General features: G+C 67.9%; 13 protein-coding genes. 7 read left to right on the top strand and 6 right to left on the bottom strand.

The window, feature by feature from the left end; all coding sequences use genetic code 11:
• The first annotated feature begins 31 nt into the window (after positions 1-31).
• Together ACIBTM_RS40680 and ACIBTM_RS40675 are read left to right on the top strand one after the other, a co-directional pair.
• Positions 32-1,489 carry an MFS transporter gene (locus ACIBTM_RS40680; protein ID WP_395882467.1) on the top strand — a complete coding sequence of 486 codons (1,458 nt, stop codon included), beginning with the start codon at positions 32-34 and terminating at the stop codon, positions 1,487-1,489.
• A 138-nt stretch (positions 1,490-1,627) separates the two neighbouring features.
• Positions 1,628-2,365 carry a LamG domain-containing protein gene (locus tag ACIBTM_RS40675; RefSeq protein ID WP_395882466.1) on the top strand — a complete coding sequence of 246 codons (738 nt, stop codon included), beginning with the start codon at positions 1,628-1,630 and terminating at the stop codon, positions 2,363-2,365.
• 1 nt (position 2,366) lies between these two features.
• Here the strand turns inward: ACIBTM_RS40675 and ACIBTM_RS40670 are convergent, their stop codons facing one another.
• Positions 2,367-3,617, bottom strand: coding sequence for a cytochrome P450 (locus ACIBTM_RS40670; RefSeq protein WP_395882465.1), 1,251 nt, complete (start codon positions 3,615-3,617; stop codon positions 2,367-2,369).
• Between the two features lie 48 nt (positions 3,618-3,665).
• Here ACIBTM_RS40670 and ACIBTM_RS40665 point away from each other — a divergent pair, with 48 nt between their 5' ends.
• Positions 3,666-4,394 (top strand): alpha/beta fold hydrolase, encoded by a 729-nt coding sequence (locus ACIBTM_RS40665; protein WP_395882464.1) that lies wholly within the window; start codon positions 3,666-3,668, stop codon positions 4,392-4,394.
• Here the strand turns inward: ACIBTM_RS40665 and ACIBTM_RS40660 are convergent.
• The 3 genes from ACIBTM_RS40660 to ACIBTM_RS40650 all read right to left on the bottom strand — a co-directional run bounded on the left by ACIBTM_RS40660 (position 4,384) and on the right by ACIBTM_RS40650 (position 10,712).
• On the bottom strand, positions 4,384-5,820 hold the full coding sequence (locus tag ACIBTM_RS40660) for a PLP-dependent aminotransferase family protein (protein WP_395882463.1): 1,437 nt from the start codon (positions 5,818-5,820) through the stop codon (positions 4,384-4,386). The two genes, ACIBTM_RS40665 and ACIBTM_RS40660, sit on opposite strands and share 11 nt — an antisense overlap.
• A gap of 12 nt (positions 5,821-5,832) precedes the next feature.
• Positions 5,833-9,480, bottom strand: coding sequence for a methionine synthase (gene metH, locus ACIBTM_RS40655; RefSeq protein ID WP_395882462.1), 3,648 nt, complete (start codon positions 9,478-9,480; stop codon positions 5,833-5,835).
• 143 nt (positions 9,481-9,623) lie between these two features.
• Positions 9,624-10,712, bottom strand: coding sequence for an acyltransferase family protein (locus ACIBTM_RS40650; RefSeq protein WP_395882461.1), 1,089 nt, complete (start codon positions 10,710-10,712; stop codon positions 9,624-9,626).
• A 1,027-nt stretch (positions 10,713-11,739) separates the two neighbouring features.
• Between ACIBTM_RS40650 and ACIBTM_RS40645 the strand changes: the two genes are divergently transcribed.
• Both ACIBTM_RS40645 and ACIBTM_RS40640 read left to right on the top strand, forming a co-directional pair.
• Positions 11,740-12,630, top strand: coding sequence for an SMI1/KNR4 family protein (locus ACIBTM_RS40645; RefSeq protein WP_395882460.1), 891 nt, complete (start codon positions 11,740-11,742; stop codon positions 12,628-12,630).
• A 32-nt stretch (positions 12,631-12,662) separates the two neighbouring features.
• The gene (locus tag ACIBTM_RS40640) at positions 12,663-13,166 is read left to right on the top strand and encodes an SMI1/KNR4 family protein (protein WP_395882459.1); all 504 of its coding nucleotides are present in this window, start codon (positions 12,663-12,665) and stop codon (positions 13,164-13,166) included.
• Between the two features lie 211 nt (positions 13,167-13,377).
• Here ACIBTM_RS40640 and ACIBTM_RS40635 read toward each other — a convergent pair whose 3' ends face one another.
• Positions 13,378-14,049 carry a peptidylprolyl isomerase gene (locus tag ACIBTM_RS40635; protein WP_395882458.1) on the bottom strand — a complete coding sequence of 224 codons (672 nt, stop codon included), beginning with the start codon at positions 14,047-14,049 and terminating at the stop codon, positions 13,378-13,380.
• Positions 14,050-14,268: 219 nt separating this feature from the next.
• On the opposite strand from ACIBTM_RS40635, the gene ACIBTM_RS40630 reads away from it, so the two are divergent.
• Positions 14,269-14,871 (top strand): hypothetical protein, encoded by a 603-nt coding sequence (locus tag ACIBTM_RS40630; protein WP_395882457.1) that lies wholly within the window; start codon positions 14,269-14,271, stop codon positions 14,869-14,871.
• 12 nt (positions 14,872-14,883) lie between these two features.
• Here ACIBTM_RS40630 and ACIBTM_RS40625 read toward each other — a convergent pair whose 3' ends face one another.
• Positions 14,884-15,153: a DUF2631 domain-containing protein gene (locus tag ACIBTM_RS40625; RefSeq protein ID WP_037342353.1), complete on the bottom strand. Its 270-nt coding sequence runs from the start codon at positions 15,151-15,153 to the stop codon at positions 14,884-14,886.
• 95 nt (positions 15,154-15,248) lie between these two features.
• Between ACIBTM_RS40625 and dxr the strand changes: the two genes are divergently transcribed.
• Positions 15,249-16,454 (top strand): 1-deoxy-D-xylulose-5-phosphate reductoisomerase, encoded by a 1,206-nt coding sequence (gene dxr / locus ACIBTM_RS40620; protein WP_395882456.1) that lies wholly within the window; start codon positions 15,249-15,251, stop codon positions 16,452-16,454.

Raw genomic sequence — 16,454 nt, 5'->3', positions numbered from 1 at the left:
ATTAGATGCGTGTGCATGTACTCTACGGATCATGAGTTCTTCCGTGCAGCTGTCCACCAGCTCGACAAGGTGGGACGCGCGCCTCTGGGGTGTCCTGCTCACCGTGTCCGTGGTCGTCGGCCTCGACGCGCTCGACGTGTCGATGGTCGCCGTCGCCCTTCCGTCCATCCAGGCCGAACTCGGCCTCTCCACCGGTGCCTTGCAGTGGATCATCAGCGCCTACGTGCTCGGCTACGGCGGCCTGCTGCTCCTCGGCGGGCGCACCGCCGACCTGCTCGGCAGGCGCCGGGTCTTCCTTGTCGCCGTCGCGGTCTTCGCGCTCGCTTCCCTGCTCGGCGGCCTCGTCGACAACGGCACGCTGCTGATCGCCACCCGCTTCATCAAGGGGCTCGCCGCCGCGTTCACCGCGCCGGCCGCGTTGTCCATCATCACCACGACCTTCCACGAAGGCCCCGCCCGCAACCGGGCGATCAGCATCTTCGCCGTCTTCGGCGCCAGCGGTTACTCCGCGGGCCTCGTCTTCTCCGGTCTGCTCACCGAGGTGGGCTGGCGCTGGACGTTCCTCCTGCCGGTGCCGATCGCGATCGCCGCGCTGGTCGCCGCGATCAAGCTGATCCCGACCTACGAGCCGCAGTCGGGTGGCGGGTACGACTTCCCGGGCGCGATCACCGGTGCCGCCGGTTCGCTCCTGCTGGTCTTCGCCGTGGTCGAGGCCCCGGAGATCGGCTGGGCCGCGCCGCGGACCCTGATCTCGTTCGCGCTCGCGCTCGCCCTGCTCGCCACCTTCGTGTTCATCGAGAAGCGCAGCAAGCACCCGTTGCTCCGGCTCGGCATCCTGCGCTCCGGCCCGCTGGCCCGCGCCAATCTCGGCGGCGCGACGTTCTTCGGCGCCTACATCGGTTTCCAGTTCGTGGTCATGCTGTACCTGCAGAACGTGCTGCACTGGTCCGCGCTGCAGACCGCGCTCGGGTTCCTGCCCGCCGCGCTGATCGTGGCCTTCGGTTCGCCTCGGATCGAGCCGCTCATCGACCGGCTCGGCACCCCGCGCACGATCCTCGCCGGTGTCGTCGCCCACGTCATCGGGTACGCGCTGTTCCTGCGGATCGACGAGAGCTCCAGCTACGCCGGTTCGGTGCTGCCGAGCATGATCCTGCTGGGCATCGGCTTCATGCTGGCCTTCTCGTCGCTGAACATCCAGGCGACCAACGGCATCGCCGACGACGAGCAGGGGCTCGCCGGCGGGCTGCTGAACACGTCGATCCAGGTCGGCGGCGCGATCGGGCTCGCCGTGGTGACCGCGGTGCTGACCGGTAACTCGGGCGGGGCCACCGGTCCGGCGGCGCTGCTGAACGGTCTGGCGCCCGCGCTGACCGTCGTCACCGGCATCGCCGTGGTCAGTGTCCTGGTGGCGCTGTCCGGAGTCGTCGGCCTGCGCAAGGCCGAAGCCCGCTCCGCCGTCGCCGAACCGGAGTACGCCGCGGCCGAGTGATCCGGCTCTCAATTCGGGGGCGGCGGGCATCCCGCCGCCCCCGATCGGCGTGTCCGGGGTGAAAGATCCATCGGACCGCCCGGTATCGAGAAGAGCCGGACACCGTAACTCTGGGGGTTACACATGAGGTCTCTTGCCATGTCCCGCCGTGCCGTCGTTCTGGCGGCCTCGGCGCTGCTCGCGCTGACCGGTGCGTCCGTGGCCACCGCCGCGCCGGTCCTTCCCGCGCCGGCGAACCACTGGCCGCTCGACGAAACGTCGGGGTCGGAGGCCCGCGACGTCATCGCCGGACGCGTCGTTTCGCTCCACAATGGAGCGTCGTTCGGCCAGGGACGGCAGGGCAACGCCGTCTGGTTCGACGGCGCCGACGATCAGGCCGTCGGCGACCAGGTCGACTTCCGGACCGATCAGGCCTTCAGCGTCAGCGCCTGGGTGAACCTGACCGAAAAGAACTTCGGGAAGGTCACCGCGGTCAGCGTCGACGGACTGCGGACGAGCAAGATCCAGCTGGGGCACGTCGTCGACGACGACAACAGCCAGTTCGGCGCTTGGACGTTCTCGGGCCCCGAAAGTGATTCGGACCAGGCGACCACGACGAAGGTGGCGACGAGCACCTTGCCGTCGGAAGTCGGCACCTGGACTCATCTCGTGGGCGTCTATGACCCCGCGGCCGGGAAGGTCTGGCTGTACGTCAACGGAATGCGAGTCGGTGACGGCACGCTTGGCACCCCGTGGCAGGCCACCGGTGGTGTCCGTATCGGAGCGGCGAAGGCGGCGGGGGCGCCCGTACGGTTCTGGCCCGGCGGGGTCGACGACGTGCGGTTCTTCCCGCGAGCACTGGACCGCGCCGAGGTCTCGGCGCTGTACAAGGGCTGATTCACCAGCGGATCGGCAGGGATTTCAGCCCGTTCTGGAAATTCGACCGCAACCGCACCGGTTCACCGGCGAGTTCGGCCTCGCCGAGCAGATCCAGGACCGCTTCGAACATCGCGCGCAGCTGCACCCTCGCCAGTTGGGCGCCGAGGCAGAAATGCGGGCCGTGCCCAAAGGTCAGGTGATCATTGGGAGTGCGGCCGATGTCGAAGCGGTCCGGGTCTTCGAAGACGGACTCGTCGCGATTCGCGGCGGAGAACCACACGACCACCTTTTCGCCCGCGCGGATGTCCACATCGGACAGAATGACGTCCTCGGTCGCGGTCCGGCGGAAGTGCATGACCGGCGTCCAGAAGCGCAACATCTCTTCCACCGCACCGGGAAGCAGTGAACGGTCGGCCAGCAGCCGCCGGTACTGGTCCGGATGCGACAGCAACGCCAGCATCCCGCCGGGGATGCCGTTGCGCAGCGTTTCGTTGCCCGCCACGGAAAACAGCCAGAACAGGTTCTCGAACTCCGCGATCGAAACCCGGCCGCCGTCTTCGACGTGACCCATCAGGTTGCTCATCACGTCGTCGCCGGGATGACGGCGTTTGTACTCGCCGAGCGCGGTGGCGTACGCGTAGAGATCCGGCATCCCGGCGCGCGTGCGCGGATCGGGCATCGCGCCGTCCGGCCCGGGAACCGGCCGGACCGCCAGCGCCGCCCGCGCGAGATCGGTGACGTCGCCCGCCTCGACCGTCGCGCTCACCGCGTAGTCGGCGTCCTGGTAGCCGATCACGCGATTGCTCCAGTCGTACATCAGCCGCCGGTCCTGTTCGGGGATCCCGAAGACCTCGGCGAGCGTCAGCAACGGGAGATCGGCGGCGAGGGTGGCGAAGTCGCACTCGCCGTCCTCCCGGACCCCGGCGATCAGTTCCCTGGCCCAGCCCTGGATCCGCTCGGTCAGCCTGCCGACCGCCCGCGGCGTGAACGCCTTGGTGAGCAGGCCCCGCAGCCGGGCGTGCTCGGGCGGATCCATGTTGAGCATCATCCGGCGGACGTAACCGAGGTCCTGCTCGGTCGCCGGATCCCGGATCTGTGTCCCGCCGAGATGCGACGAGAACTGCTTCGGGTTCTTCAGCACCTGCTTGACGTCCGAATGCCGCAGTACGGCCCAGAAATCGTCCACGCGCACGACCGGCGACGTCCGGCGCAGCGCCGCGAGGTGCTCGTAGGGCACTCCTCGGGTGTATACGTCCGGATCGGTGATCACGGCTCCGACACTAGCCCGCGCACAGGGGACTGAGGAAAGATCCGTCCGGTGGACACGCTGAAGATGCGCACCGCCGGAACCGAAGGCCCCGCCGTGCTCCTGCTGCACGGCCTCGGCGCGACGGGCGCGGTCTGGGACGGCCTGATGCGGCAACCCGGCTACCGCTGGCTGGCGCCCGATCTCCCCGGGCACGGGGCGTCACCGCACTCGGCTCACTACTCCTTCGGCGGCCTGGCCGCGGCGGTCGCCGACGCGCTCCCGGAACGCGGTCCGCTGCTGGTGATCGGCCACTCCCTGGGTGGCGTGGTCGGGCTCGCGCTGGCCTCCGGCTGGTTCGGGGTGGAGGTCACCGGACTGCTCGCGGTCGGTGTCAAGGTCGAATGGAGCGAGGACGACCTCGCGAGGGCGTCCGCCATGGCGGCCAAGCCGCCGAGGGTGTTCCCGGCCCGTGAGGACGCCGAACGAGGCTTCCTCAAGATCGCCGGTTTGGCCGGTCTCGCCGATGCGGATCCGGACGGTGTGGTGGAAACCGAAGGCGGCTGGCGGCTGGCGCTGGACCCCCGCGCGTTCGCCGTCGGCGCTCCCGACATGCGCGGATTGCTCGGCGCGGCGCGCTGCGCGGTCGTCCTCGCCGCCGGTGAGAACGACCCCATGAGCCGCCTTGAGCAGCTTCGCGCGCTCAGCCCCGCTTCCATCGAACTTCCGGGGCTGGGCCACAACGCCCACGTCGAAGACCCGGGTGCGGTGCGGGCGGCGCTCGGCGGACTCAGCGCCTGATCTTGCCCAGGACGGCGATGCCCTCGGCGATATCGCTCGCCGGGCTCGCCCCGTACCCGAGGACGAGGCCGGGATTCATCGGCCGCTGACAGTGCCACGACAGCGGCTGCACCTTCACCCCTTGCTCCAGCGCGGAGGCGGCGAAGTCGAGATCGGAGAACTCGGCGTCGAAGGTGATCGTCAGATGCAGCCCGGCGGCGGCGCCGTGCACCACGGCGTCCGGGAGATGCGTCCGGAGCGCGTCGATCATCGCGTCCCGGCGGCGGCGATGCCGCTTGCGCACGAACCGCAACTGCCGTTCCATCTCGCCGGACTCCATGAGGTGCGCGAGCACCAGCTGCGGAAGGACGGCGTTGCCGAGGTCGGCGAACCGTTTGGCCGCGACCACCTCGTCCCGGTACCGCGGCGGCACCAGCATCCAGCCGACCCGGAGCGCGGGCGCGAGCCACTTCGACACACTGCCCGCGTAACAGACCTGCTCGGCGAGCATCGAGCGCAGCGCGGGGACCGGCGGGCGGTCGTAGCGGTGCTCGGCGTCGTAGTCGTCCTCGATGATCAGCCCGCCATCCGCGGCCCAGCGCATGAGTTCGCGGCGGCGTTCTCCGCCGAGCACGACACCGGTCGGGAACTGGTGCGCGGGCGTGAGCAGTACGGCGGGCGCGCCGCTGCGCGCGAGCTCGCCGACGTCGATCCCGTCTTCGTCGACCCGGATCGGCGGTGTCGCCAGCCGCCGGTCGTGCAGATGCTGCCGCGCGCCCAGCGAACTCGGATCCTCGACGGCTATCGCGGAGACCCCGTTGTCGTGCAGCACCTGCGCCAGCAACCCGAGACCCTGCGCGACACCGGCGACGATCAGCACGTCGTCGGCGTCGGCGGTGATGCCCCGGGTGCGGGCGATCCAGTGCGCGATGGCCAGCCGCAACGCGGGCGCGCCCCGCGGGTCGCCGTAGCCGAAGGCCGCCGCCGAGAGGTCGTTGAGCACGGTGCGTTCCGCGCGTAACCAGGCCGTCCGCGGGAACGCCGTCAGATCCGGCACGCCGGGGGACAGGTCGATCCTCGCCGGGGTCGACCGCAGCGAGTCGAAGACGCCGATCCCGGGGGCGGGCCGGAAGATCGTGCCGGCGGACGGCGGACCGGGTGCGGTCTGCTCCTTCGTCCTCGCCGGTGCCGCGACGACCACCGTGCCCGCGCGGCCGCGTCCGGCGACGTGACCGTCTTCGACCAGCCGCTGGTAGGCCTCGGTGACCACACCGCGGGAGACCCGCAGGTCCGCGGCCAGCGCCCTGGTCGCGGGCAGCCTGCTGCCGACCGGCAGGCGGCCGTCGGAGATGGCGTGCCGCAACCGCGACGCCAGCCAGTCCGACCGGCGCCCCGGCGGTGCGTCCCCGATGTCCAGCTGCAGGAAGTCCGAGCCCTCGGCAGTCACCCGGTCATTGTGTCATTCGGGATCGTAGGCGAGGTTCGGGCGGAGCCACTGTTCCACAGTGGACAGTTCGAGGCCGCGACGGGCCGCGTAGTCCTCTACCTGGTCCTTGCCCAGCCGTCCGACGGTGAAATACCGCGAAGCGGGGTGGGCGAAGATCAGCCCGCTGACGCTCGCCGCCGGCGTCATCGCGAACGACTCAGTCAGTGCCATCCCGAAGCTGCCCGCGTCGAGCAGGTCGAACAGCTCCTGCTTCTCGCTGTGATCCGGGCTCGCCGGGTAGCCCAGTGCCGGGCGGATGCCACGGAACTTCTCGGCGTGCAGGTCTTCCAGCTTCGGATCGGCGTCCGGTTCGAACCAGTCCCGCCGCGCCTGGAGGTGCAGGTGCTCGGCGAACGCCTCGGCGAGCCGGTCCGCGAGCGCCTTCACCATGATGGCGCGATAGTCGTCCTGCTTCGCCTCGAACTCGGCCGCGAACTCCTCGGCACCGAGGATGGTGACCGCGAATCCGCCGAGGTGGTCGCCCGCGCCCGCCGGGGCGATGTAGTCGGACAGGCAGCGGTTCGGCCGCTCCAGCGGCTTCTTGGTCTGCTGGCGCAGCATCGGGAACTTGAGGCCACCGCCCGAGGCACTCTTTCCCGCCGAGGGCGCATCAGCGCAGTCCAGGATGATGTCGTCGCCCTCGGAGTGCGCCGGCCAGAACGCGTACGCGCCCTTCGCCTGGAACCGCTCCTCGGCGATGATCTGGTCCAGCAGGGTGTTCGCGTCGTCGAACAGCTCGCGCGCCACCGGGTTGTCCAGGATCGCCGGGTACTTGCCCTTCAGCTCCCAGGCCAGGAACAGGAAGGTCCAGTCGATCATCTCGCGCAGCTCGGTGAGCGGCGGCGAGACGTACCGGACGCCGGTGAACGCGGGCGTCGGGATGTCGTCGAAGGTGACCTTCTCCGGGTTGGCCCTGGCCTGCTCGACCGTGAGCAACGGGGTGCGTTGCTTGTTCGCGTGCTGCACGCGCAGCTCTTCCTGGTCCTCGCGGTTCTTCTTGTCGAGGATTTCGGCGCGGTCCGCGTCGAGCAGGTCGCCGACGACGCCGACGACGCGGGAGGCGTCGAGGACGTGCACGGTCGTGTGTTCGTACGCGGGCGCGATGCGGACCGCGGTGTGCTGGCGCGACGTGGTCGCACCACCGATCAGCAACGGCAGTTTCAGCCCGCGCCGCTCCATTTCGGCGGCGACGTTGACCATTTCGTCCAGCGACGGCGTGATCAGGCCGGAGAGCCCGATGGCGTCGGCGCCCTCGGAGACGGCGGTGTCCAGGATGACCGAAGCCGGGACCATCACACCGAGGTCGATCACCTCGTAGTTGTTGCAGCCGAGGACTACGCCGACGATGTTCTTGCCGATGTCGTGCACGTCGCCCTTGACCGTCGCCAGGACAACCTTTCCGTTGCCCTGCCGGGTTTCGACCCGGCCTTCGAGGCGCGCCTTCTCCTTCTCGGCCTCCATGAACGGCTCGAGGTAGGCCACCGACCGCTTCATCACGCGCGCGCTCTTGACCACCTGCGGCAGGAACATCTTCCCGGACCCGAACAGGTCGCCGACGATCTTCATGCCGTCCATCAGGGGGCCTTCGATGACCTCGAGCGGCCTCGGCAGCTTCTGACGCGCTTCCTCGGTGTCCTCTTCGATGTAGTCGACGATGCCGTGCACCAGCGCGTGGCTGAGGCGTGCCTCGACCGTGTTCTCGCGCCAGGAGAGGTCGACCGTGCGCTTGGTTCCCTTGCCGTTGACCGTCTCCGCGAAGGTGACCAGCCTGTCGGTGGCGTCCTCGCGGCGGTCGAAGAGCACGTCCTCGACCAGTTCCAGCAGATCCTTGGGGATGTCCTCGTAGACCGCGAGCTGCCCGGCGTTGACGATGCCCATGTCCAGCCCGGCGCGCACGGCGTGCAGCAGGAAGGCCGAGTGCATCGCCTCGCGCACGACGTTGTTGCCGCGGAAGGAGAACGAGAGGTTCGAGATACCGCCGCTGATGTGCACGCCGGGGCAGCGTTCCTTGATCCGCGGCAACGCGTCGATGAACGCCTTGGCGTACCCGTTGTGCTCGGAGATACCGGTGGCGACCGCGAGCACGTTCGGGTCGAAGATGATGTCCTCGGCGACGAAACCGGCCTGCTCGGTGAGCAGGTCGTAGGCGCGGGCGCAGATCTCGACCTTGCGGTCGGCGGTGTCGGCCTGGCCCTGCTCGTCGAAGGCCATCACGACCACGCCGGCGCCGTAGTCGCGGATGCGGCGGGCCTGCTGGAGGAACTGTTCCTCGCCCTCCTTGAGGCTGATGGAGTTGACGACCCCCTTGCCCTGCACGCATTTCAGCCCGGCTTCGAGGACCGTCCAGCGCGAGCTGTCGATCATGATCGGCAGCCGGGCGACCTCGGGTTCAGTGGCGATGAGGTTCAGGAACGTGGTCATCGCCTGTTCGCTGTCGAGCAGGTCGGCGTCCATGTTGACGTCCAGCAGGTTCGCCCCGCCGCGGACCTGCTCCAGCGCGACGTCGACGGCGGCCTGGTGGTCGTCGGCCTCGATCAGCTTGCGGAACTTGGCGGACCCGGTGACGTTGGTCCGCTCGCCGATCATGACGAACCCGGTGTCCTTGCCGATCTCGAACGGTTCGAGCCCGCTGAACCGGGTGTGCGCCTTCGGATCCGGGACGGTTCGCGGTGCCATCCCCCGGACGGCGTCGGCGATCTCCTTGATGTGCGCGGGGGTCGTGCCGCAGCAGCCGCCGACGACGTTGACCATCCCGGCCGTGGCGAAGTCGCCGAGCAGCCCGCCGGTCTCCTCGGGCGTCTGGTCGTACCCGCCGAACGCGTTCGGCAGGCCGGCGTTGGGGTGACAGGCCGTGTACGTGCCCGCGAGGCGGGACAGTTCGCTGATGTGCGGGCGCATCTCCTCGGCGCCCAGCGAACAGTTGACGCCGACGAGCAGCGGATCGGCGTGCTCGATGGCGCTCCAGAAGGCCTCGACCGTCTGCCCGGACAGCGTCCGGCCGCTCAGGTCGACGATCGTCACCGAGATCCACAGCGGCAGATGCGGCGCGACGTCACGGGCCGCGGCGATCGCGGCCTTGCAGTTGAGGGTGTCGAAGATCGTCTCGATGAGCAGCAGGTCCACGCCGCCCTCGGCGAGCGCCTTGATCTGGTCGGCGTACGCGGCGTACACCTCGTCGAAGGTCACCGCGCGGAACGCCGGGTCCTCGACCTTGGGCGACAGCGACAGGGTCACGTTCAGCGGTCCGACCGACCCGGCGACGAATTTCCCGCCCGCCGCGTCCGCCGCCTCGCGCGCGATCTGGGCGCCGCGGAGGTTCATCTCGTACGCGAGATGCTCGAGCCCGTAGTCCGCCTGGCCGATGGTCGTGGCGGTGAACGTGTTCGTCGTCGTGATGTCGGCACCGGCGTCCAGATACTGGCGGTGGATGTCGAGGACGACGTCCGGCCGGGTGATGTTCAGCAGGTCGGGGTCGCCGGTGATGTCACGAGGGTGATCCTGGAACCGCTCGGTGCGGTAGTCCTCGGGCTTGAGGCCGGCGTTCTGGAGCATCGACCCCCACGCGCCGTCGAGCACCACGATGCGCTCATCCAGCAGCTTTCGCAGGGCGGTCGTTTCCATCCAGCGCTCCTCCCATGTCGTGGGAGGCGCCCTTGCGGTGAAGTCCGGGGCCGAGCGTGGCGGACCCCGCGGTCCGTTGCAGCGCCTCTCGACCTTGGCGACCAGAGTACCGGACTGGCACAAGGGTGATCCGTCCGAATCGCTCAGCCCCTGGCCAGGGCGGGTTCGGCTTCCCGGATCGTGAGATGGGGAGGTGTGGGCCTGCGCCGCGCGACCACTTTGCGGCCGACCTCGATCATCGGCACCTCGACCCAGCGGTAGAGGACGTCGGAGATGACGAGGGCGACGACGGTCACGGCGATCGCGGTCAGTGTCCGGTGGGTGCCCAGCTGAGGAATCGACAGCGCGACCACGGTCGCCGCCACTCCCTGCAGGAGGTACACGGAGTACGACCGCTCGCCGATGAACCGCATCGGAGGGGTGGAGAAGAGCCAGGCGACCGGACCGCGCGGGATCAGCGAGGTGATGAACAGTGCGACCAGCACCGCGTACGTGGTGCCGCCGATCGTGCCGCCGTCGTGGAAGAAGGCTTCGATGTCGGTGACATGGATCTGGAGGACGACGAGAGCCGCGAGCAGGACGAAGCAGGCGATGGGATGGGTGAAGACGCGGAGGACCGCGAAGCCCTTGCGGTAGTGGAGGCCGATGGCGAGCGCGCAACCGATGATGATGGGCGAGTAGGCACCGGCGTACGGCATCACCGGGATGAGGGCGATCATGAGCGCGATCAGGCCGAGCGCCAGGCCCAGCCGCTTCGGGAAGCTCAGCGCCGCGATGCCGAAGGCCAGGAACGGCCAGACGAGGTAGAACTTCTGCTCGACCCCCAGGGTCCACGACTGACCGAAAGGCGCGTTGTGGGTGAATTCGTTGGTGAACGTCAGGAAGTACGGCATCGCTCCGGAGAGCCCGCTGGACGTGTACTGGCCGCGCAGATAGGTGAACACCACGATGATGCCCAGGACTGCGAAATACACGGGAAGAATGCGAAACGCGCGACGGATATAGAAGTTCGCGAGCGAGATCTTCCCGTTTCGGTCTTCTTCACGCAGCGCCAGCGTGGTGATCAGGAAGCCCGAAAGAACGAAGAAGAGGTGGACGCCGATCCACCCGTTGGCCATGGCCCACGACGGTCCTCCGTAGTGGAACACCACCACGAGGAGCGCGGCGATCGCGCGCAGCCCGTCGAGGGCCGGGAATCTCTTCGTGGACAGGTACTGCTCGTGCGTCATCATGGTCGAACCCCCAGGAATGTCACCGGTAGTCGGGCCGATGCGAATGAGTCACTCTAAAGGGTGAAATGCTGGTTCCTGTGCGGGGGCTGTGTGTTCCCTGTGTGCGCCGATCCGCTCATGCGGGGCTCGCTGTTGGAGATTTACCGGCTTGCGTGACGCGCTGCTCTTGGATTACCGGAAAGCGATTAGATGATGGCGCTCGATTACGAAGCGTGGTGTATAGACAAGCCGCGGATGGTGTCGGTCGCTCGTGTGGCCACGGTCACGATGCGACGGCTTTGGACTGGGGAAGCGCCGGTCATGGTGATGGGCCCGGAGTATGCCGAGATCCCGGGGCGGTGGTCGGTCTTCGCGGAGGCTCTCTCGCGTGGACAGGCGCTCGATGAACTTCTGTCGCTGGTCGTCGTCATGGCGGCCGGGGTCGTCCATGGTGGTCCGGTGGTCGACGAAAGTGGCCGGCTCAAGCAGCGCGTGACCGAGTCCGATGAACTCGTGCTCAAGCTGTTGCGGTCGGGCGAACGGGAGCCCGCGAGGCGGGCGGCGGCGCGTTCCTCTCCCCGCGGGGCGGAATTTCTCGCGGTGGCTCGATTTCCTGGTTCGACAGGGGCTTCGGGGGCTAGTGAAATTCGATGGGCGCCGGCCGGATCTGCGCTCCTGGGCCATGCGGATGTCCTCCCTGAGCGCCAAGTTCGAGCGAGGATTCGAGGCGAGGTGCTGCTATCCCCAGGTGGGAACCAAGTGGTTCTGGCGGATGACGATCCGGGCGGCAGCCGACTGCTCGCGGACTTCGGTTGTGCGACGGAACCGGTGGTCCTTATGCCGTCGTGCGGGAGGTGTCGTTGCCGGATCTCGGCAACGGGACCTTCGTGCATTCGGCGTGGGACGTACTCGCGGGGCGATGGCTTCGCGGAGGCGCCTTCGTGTCCGACACCTATGCTGCGGATCAGACAGGAGTCACCATTGCCGCTCCGGATCTCCGGCGACTCCTGGACACTGTCCTGGTTGAAATAGAAGGTCAGGTCATCGAATGAGCGTCGAGGCGAGCGAGCGGCTGATCGAACTGATCCGCGCGAACGAAGACATCTCGAACCATGCCGATGGTTCGGACGAGGCAACGATCAGCGCAGCGGAACGGACTCTTGGTGTCGCGTTCCCTCCCTCGTATCGCCGTCTGATCCAGGAATTCGGCGCCTGGGAGATCGCGGGAGAGGAGTTCTTCGGGTCCATCGCCGAGACCTTGGACATGCGCCGGGACCATGGGATGCCCTCCGAACTGATCTTGGTGACGTTCGATGGGATGGGCGGGGCGGTCGTCCTCGACTCCTCGCAGCAGGATGACTCTGGCGAGTACCCGGTCCTGGCTTGGGTTCATGCAGATGAGACCAGGGAGAAGCTGGGGGACGACTTCGGGTCTTTCGCTCTCGCGTTGTGTGCTCGGGCTCTGTACCGCGGAGGGGTGAAACTCCCCGTCGGCTCTGCGGCAAGCGTCGCGCAAGACCTCCTCGGGCTGCCTGGATCACGCCGGAAGCCGCCAGTCGCCGACGAGGTGATCGCGGCGATCCGCGGCTTCGAGGGCGTCGAGTTCGATGTACCTGATGACGCCGATAGTGACGGGTTTCTCTTCCAGTACGGCGAAGTGAACTGGGGTTCCGAGCCGATGTTCTCGGTCGGGTTCGTGCGGCAGATGGAGATCGTCGATGCCGACGGTGAGCACGAACAGTACTCACAAGTCGGCTTTGAGTTCCGCTGCCGTGTGGATGCGGACCTGCGCTCACTCGGGAGTCGTGCGGTGTGGTGGTTTCGCAGCGACGGTACCGATTTCGAGGACTGGCTTACATCGGTGACACGGGATCCGGTCTGGAGGACGCTCCAGCGGAAGGAGGTCGCCGAATTCGTCCTTTCACAGGAATTTGTCTGAGCTCGACCGAGCAGTGGTTTGGAAGGAAGACGGTGATCGAACCGTTCGCAGGTGAAGATATGGTGACAGGTCCGCCCGTCGATGATGAGCTGATCAGCCAGGCCGAGGCGCGGCTCGGGTATCGGCTCCCGTCCTCCTACTTGGACGTCTTGCGCCGGATGAACGGTGGGCTCCTCCGTCGCAGGCTGTGTCCGACGTCCTTCCCGACCTCGTGGGCGGACGATCATTTCGAGGTGCGGGCGCTGCTCGGTATCGGCGGTGACCATGGAATCGACTCAAGCGGTGGCCGCGGCAGCCGAGACCTGATAGCGGAATGGGAATATCCGGATATCGGAATAGTGCTCTTCGATATGCCTTCCGGTGGGCATGACACGGTCATGCTCGACTACCGCGATTGCGAAAGCGACGGTGAGCCTGCTGTCGTTTACATCGATGAAGATCGAGTTCCCCGCCGAATAGCCGGTGATTTCGGCGAGTTCCTCGGGCTCCTGGTCGAGGCCGCTGACCCGTCTCGTAGCAATACGCTTCATGGCTGAGCGTGAAGCTGACCCAGGAGATGTTGGAGGCAATCAGATGAGCGAAGGATCTCCAACGTGGCCTCGCTCGCGATTGTCTCGTGGCCTAACGGGATCGGGGTTCGGGTCCCCTATCCCGGCGACTACGCGATCATCGACTCAAAGAGGGCCGAAATCGATACGCTCTGATCCGCTCCCGTAAGAGAGGGCGGCCTCACGGTCGGCGGAAGCCTCAGAAACCGACGGTCGCCTTCTGGATCTTCACCGGCTTCGCGGGCAGCCCATCCTGCGGGCCGTTCGGATCAGTCGGGATGATCCCGGCAGCCACGATCCGGTCCAGCACCTCCATACCCCGCACGACCTTGCCCATCACCGAGTAGTTCTTCGGGATGTTCGCGAACGAGTGCACGATGAAGAATTCGCTGCCGTTGGTGCCGGGGCCCTGGTTGCCCATGGCGATGGTGCCGCGTTCGTAGGTCTCGGTGCCGTCGACCTCGTCCGGGAACTTGTAGCCCGGCCCGCCCTTTTCGGCTTCGTAGATGTCGCCGCACTGAAGGACGCCGAGACGCGACGAGTTCGTCAGGCGCCAGCACTGGCTGCGGTCGTAGAAGCGCTGCAAGGCCAGGCTCGCCAGGTTGTGGACGGCGCACGGGGCGGCGCCGGCGCGGTTCAGGCGCACGGTCACCGGGCCGTAGTTGAAGCGGAACGTGACGTCGACGGTGCCGCGGGGCAAGGCGAAGGGGAGCGGCCGCAGGACCGGGCGGGCCGCGGGGTTTTCGGGCGTCGGCGTGAACTCGCAGCGCACGATCGGCACCGAAGACGCGGGTGCGGCGGTGGCGACAGCGGGCAGGAACACGGCGGCGAGAGCGGAAACGACAACGGTGACACCCCAGCGCAGCTTCATGAGGGGGAACCTAACCCAAAAGGGTGGTCGCCGGGTAGCCGTTCACGCGGGCGCGCTTTCCCCAAGTACATGAAGGCCCCCATCCTTGCGCCTAGGTACAGGAAGGGGGCCTTCATGTACATCGGGCGGGTGAGCGTGGCGGTGAGCCATCGGTCCAGGTGGTCGTGAGTGCCGATTCGGGTTAGAACACGAATCGCCACTCAAGACCAACGGAGCCGCATGTTCACCGCCGCGTACCTCGCCTTCTCCCTCGTCCTGCTCCCACCCACCGAGATCCGGCCTGACCAGGTCGAACACGTCGCCTTGCCGTGTGTCCAGGCGGGAACGTCCGCCGACGACACGGATACGGCAGGTGCGCTCAACCAGCAGCTCGCCACCAAGATGCGCGGCTACATGAACCCGTACAACACCTCGTGCGCCAGGGTGATCGTCGAGACGGTCCAGAGATCGGGGCTCAACGATCGCGCGGCGGCCATCGCGATCGCGACGGTGATCGTCGAGTCGAGTATCGCCAACCTCGACGGCGGCCTCGGTGACTCGGTCGGGCTCTTCCAGCAGCGCGCGAGCTGGGGGTCCTTCGAACAGCGGACCGACCCGGTGTGGGCGACCGGCCGGTTCCTCGCCGTGATGCGGCAGTTCTTCCCGAACGACTCGTGGAACGACGTCGCCATCGGGGATGTCGCCGCGGCGGTCCAGCGTCCGGCGGCGAAGTACCGGCATCGCTACGGGGTCGAGGCCGGTGACGCGGTCAAGATCGTCAACGAGCTGTGGGCCCAGACCGGCGAATGGCCCCTGCCCACGAAGGTGGACAGGGGCCATTGAGCCGTGAAAAAGCTACTTGCGCCAGGCCGTGCGCTGCTTGCGGATGTCGAGCACCAGCCCGAACATCATCAGCAGGGACAGCCCGATCAGCCACAGGTTCTCGGTCCAGCCGTGGTGGTTGCCGTACAGCATCACCAGCAGGATGATCGCGCTCAGCCAGCCCGCGATCCGCGTCGCCTTCGGGAAGGAACCGTGCCAGCCCCACTCGGCCGACGGCTCGTCGCGGGGGTCGACGGTGTCGACGCCCACCCGGCCGCGCTTTTCGACCGCTTTGCTCGCCACGATCAACTCCTCAAAACCCGATGGTTCGCTTGCCCGCGAATGATCCCACACCTGGCTGCACGCGCCCGACGGGCCCCAAGCGACAATGGACCCCGATGACTACCTCGCGAAGTGTGCTCGTGCTCGGTTCGACCGGTTCGGTCGGCGCCCAGGCCCTCGACGTCGCGGCCCGCAACCCGGAGCTGTTCCGGGTCGCCGGGATCGCCGCGGGCGGCTCCGACCCCGCCGCGCTGGCCGCGCAGGCCCTGGCGCACCAGGTCGACGCCGTCGCCATCAGCAGGCCGACGGCCGTGGAAGACCTGCAGCTCGCGCTGTACGCCGAGGCGCAGAAGCGCGGCTACTCCAGCGGTGACTTCAAGCTCCCGCGCATCTTCGCCGGGGCCGACGCGGTCGTCGAGATGATCGACGCCACCCCCGTCGACGTCGTGCTCAACGCGCTTCCCGGCTCCCAGGGGCTTCCGCCGACCCTGCGCGCGCTCGCCACCGGCGCCACGCTCGCGCTGGCCAACAAGGAGTCGCTGATCGCGGGCGGGCCGCTCGTGCTGGCCGCGGCCAAGCCCGGCCAGATCGTCCCGGTGGACTCCGAGCACTCCGCGATCGCGCAGGCCTTGCGCGCCGGCCGCGAGTCCGAGGTCGCCCGGCTCGTGCTCACCGCCTCGGGCGGCCCGTTCCGCGGGCGCAAGCGCGAGGAGCTGGCCGACGTCACCGTCGAACAGGCGATGGCGCATCCGACCTGGTCGATGGGTCCGCTCATCACGATCAACTCGTCCACTTTGGTCAACAAGGGGCTGGAGCTGATCGAGGCGAAGCTTCTGTTCGACATCGAGACCGACCGCATCGACGTGGTCGTCCACCCGCAGTCGATCATCCACTCGATGGTGACCTTCGTCGACGGCTCGACGATCGCCCAGGCCAGTCCGCCCGACATGCGGCTGCCGATCGCGCTGGCCCTGCACTGGCCGGACCGCGTCCCTGGAGCCGCGGCGGCGTGCGTCTGGGACAAGCCCGCGAGCTGGACTTTCGAGCCGCTGGACAACGAGGCTTTCCCCGCTGTCGAGCTGGCCAGGCACGCCGGGACCGTCGGTGGCTGCATCCCGGCGGTGTACAACGCGGCGAACGAGGAACTGGTGGCCGCCTTCCTGGCACAGAACACCGGCTTCACCTCGATTGTGGACACTATTGCCCAGGTGGTGGAAGCCGCCGACGAATGGCGTCGTGAACCTCGCGACGTGGATGACGTACTAGCTGCCGAGCGCTGGGCTCGCGCGCGTGCCGGTGCGCTGATCGGTAAGGGGAAGTAG

This window comes from Amycolatopsis sp. NPDC049868, from assembly GCF_044461365.1.
In the GTDB taxonomy this organism is placed as follows: Bacteria; Actinomycetota; Actinomycetes; order Mycobacteriales; family Pseudonocardiaceae; genus Amycolatopsis.
Note: the sequence above shows the minus strand (reverse complement) of the source record. Positions and strands in the feature narration are given on the sequence as shown.